This window comes from Agromyces binzhouensis (assembly GCF_004135055.1).
Classification (GTDB): Bacteria; Actinomycetota; Actinomycetes; order Actinomycetales; family Microbacteriaceae; genus Agromyces; species Agromyces binzhouensis.
The window spans coordinates 1-3,667 of record NZ_SDPL01000323.1; the positions used below are offsets into that span (position 1 = coordinate 1).

Annotated in this window: 4 protein-coding genes and 1 pseudogene; 3 read left to right on the forward strand and 2 right to left on the reverse strand. The window is 71.9% G+C overall.

Translation table 11 applies throughout. From position 1 onward, the window contains the following. The 3 genes from ESO86_RS13385 to ESO86_RS13395 form a co-directional block, all read left to right on the forward strand. Positions 1 to 335, forward strand: a 335-nt coding sequence (locus tag ESO86_RS13385) for an aggregation-promoting factor C-terminal-like domain-containing protein (RefSeq protein WP_479722785.1), incomplete at its 5' end; no start/stop codon positions are given. Positions 336 to 370: 35 nt separating this feature from the next. Continuing rightward, positions 371 to 679 carry a hypothetical protein gene (locus ESO86_RS13390; RefSeq protein ID WP_207207135.1) on the forward strand — a complete coding sequence of 103 codons (309 nt, stop codon included), beginning with the start codon at positions 371 to 373 and terminating at the stop codon, positions 677 to 679. Positions 680 to 690: 11 nt separating this feature from the next. After that, a complete protein-coding gene (locus ESO86_RS13395; protein ID WP_129235467.1) occupies positions 691 to 1,428 on the forward strand; it encodes an alpha/beta hydrolase in 738 nt (245 codons plus the stop codon). Positions 1,429 to 1,483: 55 nt separating this feature from the next. Here ESO86_RS13395 and ESO86_RS13400 read toward each other — a convergent pair whose 3' ends face one another. Beyond that, positions 1,484 to 2,548 (reverse strand): AI-2E family transporter, encoded by a 1,065-nt coding sequence (locus ESO86_RS13400; RefSeq protein ID WP_129235465.1) that lies wholly within the window; start codon positions 2,546 to 2,548, stop codon positions 1,484 to 1,486. Between the two features lie 24 nt (positions 2,549 to 2,572). Continuing rightward, a pseudogene (locus ESO86_RS19025) lies at positions 2,573 to 3,667 on the reverse strand (hypothetical protein); the annotation flags it as partial.

Consider the following 3,667-nt stretch of genomic DNA (forward strand, 5'->3'; position numbering starts at 1 on the left):
CGGGCTGGGCGCCGCCTGCGGTGGTCCCCGACCCGGGCAGCGCGCAGGCCTACGGCGCGCAGGCGGTCGCCGCGCGCGGCTGGCCGACGACCGAGTTCGACTGCCTCGTCGCGCTGTGGAACAAGGAATCCGGATGGCGCGTGAACGCCTACAACGCCTCGAGCGGGGCCTACGGCATCCCCCAGGCCCTCCCGGGGTCGAAGATGGCGACCGCCGGAGCCGACTGGGAGACCAACGCGGCCACGCAGATCGAATGGGGCCTCGGCTACATCCAGGCTCGCTACGGCACCCCCTGCGGCGCGTGGGCGCACTCGCAGAGCGTCGGCTGGTACTGACCCGCTCGCCCCGCCCCCGACCGTAGACTGGACCGATGGCCCGCTCGCACCGCTCCCGTGGTCGCGCCGCGAAGGCGCGTGAGCCGCACCCCGAGCTCGATGTCGCGCGCATGACGGCCGGCTGGCGCCGCACCGAGGTGCGTGCCGGGCGTGAATGGAACGTGCAGCCCGTGTCGGAGGCGCAGGCGGTGAAGGCCTACCTCTGCCCGGGCTGCGGGCTCGAGATCGACCCCGGTGTCGCGCACCTCGTCATCTGGCGTGCCGACGGAGTGCTGGGCGACGCAGCCGACCTGGCCTCGCGCCGACACTGGCACACCCACTGCTGGAGGATCGGACCCCTGTGACCGACGACACCATGACCGAGATCCGCGCCGGAGTCCTGCTGCCGGCGCACCGCGAGGAGATCGAACTGCGCACCGACGACGGGCTCCGCCTCGTCGGGGAGCTCGCGACACCGCTCGACCGGGCGCCCGTGGCGACGCTCGTGACCCTGCATCCGCTGCCCACCGCGGGCGGCTTCATGGACTCGCACATCCTGCGCAAGGCCGCAGCCCGCCTGCCCGCGCTCGCGGACCTCGCGGTGCTCCGCTTCAACACGCGCGGCACCAGTTCGGTCCGCGGCACGAGCGAGGGCGAGTTCGGCCACGGCGTCAGCGAGAGGGCGGACGTCGCGGCCGCGATGCGCTTCGTCGCCGAGCGCGGGCTGCCGAACCCCTGGCTCGTCGGGTGGTCGTTCGGGACCGAGCTCGCGTTGAAGTACGGCCTCGAGCACGGCATCGCCGGTGCGATCCTGCTCTCGCCGCCGCTGCATCGCACGAGCGACGAGGAGCTCGCGCGCTGGCGGTCGGCGCCGGTCCCCGTCGTCGCGCTGATCCCCGAGCACGACGACTTCCTCAAGCCGGCCGAGGCGGCCGAGCGCTTCGCCGGCCTGCCGAACCTGACGCGCATCGACGTCGAGGGCGGCAAGCACCTGTGGGTGGGGGAGTCCCAGACGCGGCGCGTGCTGGAGGAGATCGTGCGTGCCGTGAACCCTGCGGCGTCCCCGCTGCCGACGCAGTGGCCCGCGGCATCCGTGACGACGCCCGACGCCTGACGCCTGACGCGTGATCGGCGACGCGGCGACGACGCCTCGGGCGGGCTGAGCCGCCTCAGCGTTCGTTCTGGCGCGGGATCACGACCTGCTTGATGATGAGCAGGATCGCTGCGGCGATGGGGATCGCCACGAGCGCCCCGAGGATGCCGAGCAGCGCGCCGCCCGCGAGTGCGGCGACCACCACGAGCGCCCCCGGCACCTTCACCGCGCGGCTCATGATGCGCGGAGAGAGCACGTACGCCTCGAGCTGCATGTAGATCAGGTAGTAGATGGCGGCGACGAGCGCCGTGAGCGGTGACCCGAGGCCCGGGATCAGGCAGAGCAGCACGATGATCACCGATCCCGTGAGCGTGCCGACGAGCGGGACCAGCGAGAACAGGAACGCGATGAACGCGAGCACCGCTGGGAAGGGCGCGCGGATGATCGAGAGGAACGTGAAGCTCAGGAACCCGTTGACGGCCGCGAGCGAGACCTGCCCGATGACGTATCGTCCGACGGACTGGGTGATCTGCTCGGTCAGGTCGGCGAACCGTGCGCGCCGCGACGCGGGGATGAGCTGGTACGTCGCCCGCTTCATCGCGTCGAGCGACGCGGTGAAGTAGATCGTGAGGACCGCGACGACGATGACGGCGAACACTCCGCCCCCGATCGCGATCGCGACCGCCCACACGCCGCCGAGCAGCTCGCTCAGTCGGTTCGGGTTGGTGAAGAAGTCGGTGAGCGCCGCCCCCGCCTGTTCGCTGATCTCCTCGATCAGCAGCAGCGGGAACTGCTCCTGCAGCCAGGCGATCCAGTCGACGCGGTTGATCTGCGCGATGATCGCCGGGATCTGCACGACCAGTTCGGCGACCTGGTCGACGATGATCGGGATCACCGCGATGAGCAGTGCGGCGACGACCGCCGCGACTCCTGCGATGACGAGCAGGATGGCGGCCCAACGCGGAAGCCCCCGGCGCTCGAGCCCGCTCACGGCGGGCTCGAGGCCGAGGGCCAGGAACAGTGCTGCTCCGATGTAGGTGAGGATCGTCGACAGGCTCGACACGGCGGACAGGATCACGAGACCCGTGCCGACGCCGAGCGTGCCGACGAGCGCGATGCGGAACGCGTTCTGGATCTTCAAATCCCCGCGCTCCCTCGTCTCGCGTTACTTGTTCGCCACCTGCTCTGCCTGGGTGAGCACGCCGCGGAGGCTCTCGAAGTAGCCGGCGACGGCGTCTCGCTCGATCCTAATCTGGGCGAGGCGGTCCTCGGCGTCCGCCACGAGGGCGCGCGTGCGCTCCTCGGCGTCGGCGATGAGCTTGCGGGCCTGGGAGTGCGCCGCGGCGACGCGCTCGCGCGCCTCCTCGTCGGCCTTGTCGCGGGCGTCCGCGATCTCGGTCCGTGCCTCGGTCTCGAGGCGCTCGGCCTCGGCGCGCGCCTCCGCGGTGCGGGCGATCGCCTCGGCGAGCTCGGCGTTGGCGTCCTCGAGGAACTTCTTCGTCTGCCCGGCGGCCTCCTGCTGCGCCGTGAGCAGCTCCTGCTCGGCCTCGTCGCGCTTGGTGGCGAGTTCCGCCTCGAGGTCCATGCGGGCGCGCTCGATTTCGCGACGCATCCGGTCGACCTCGTGCGTGGTCTTCTTCTTCATCGAGGTCAGCTGGTTGTCGAGGTCGATCCGGGCCTGCTCCGCCTCGGCCTCGAAGTCGGCGCGGGCCTGCTCCTGCTCGAGGGCGAGGTCGGCGCGCATCTGCTCGAGCTCCGCAGCGTGCTTGGCGCGAATGCGGTCCAGCTCGTGCTGCAGCTTGAGGCGCGCGGTCTCGGTCTCGCGCTCGAGGTCGACGCCGACCTGCTCGCGCTCCTGCGCGAGCTTGGTCCGCTCCGCCTCGAGCTCCCGGTCGAGGTCGGTCCGCGCCTGCTCGAGCTCGTGCTCGAGCGAGGCGCGACGCTCCTCGATCTCCGCGTCGAGCGCGGCACGGGCTTCGGAGGAGTCGCGCTCGAGGTCGATGCGGGCCTGCTCGGTCTCCTTCGCGAGGTCGATGCGGGCCTGCTCGGTCTCCTTGGCGAGCTCCGCACGCTTCTGGTCGAGTTCGACCGCGACCTCGGCGCGGGTCTGCTCCGTCTCCTCCTGGAGGCCGGCCGCGGCGGCGCGCGCCTCGTTCGCCTCGGTGTTGGCGGCGACGAGCATCTCGGCGGCCTTGCGCTCGGCCTCGGCGACGACCGCCGCCGCCTCGCGCTTCGCGGTCGCCCGGACCTCGGCGGCCTC

What these genes read in the sequence shown, in the direction of transcription:
- ESO86_RS13390 (WP_207207135.1), top strand. Translation starts at nt 371, where the DNA reads ATGGCCCGCTCGCACCGCTCCCGTGGTCGCGCCGCGAAGGCGCGTGAG.
- ESO86_RS13395 (WP_129235467.1), top strand. Translation starts at nt 691, where the DNA reads ATGACCGAGATCCGCGCCGGAGTCCTGCTGCCGGCGCACCGCGAGGAG.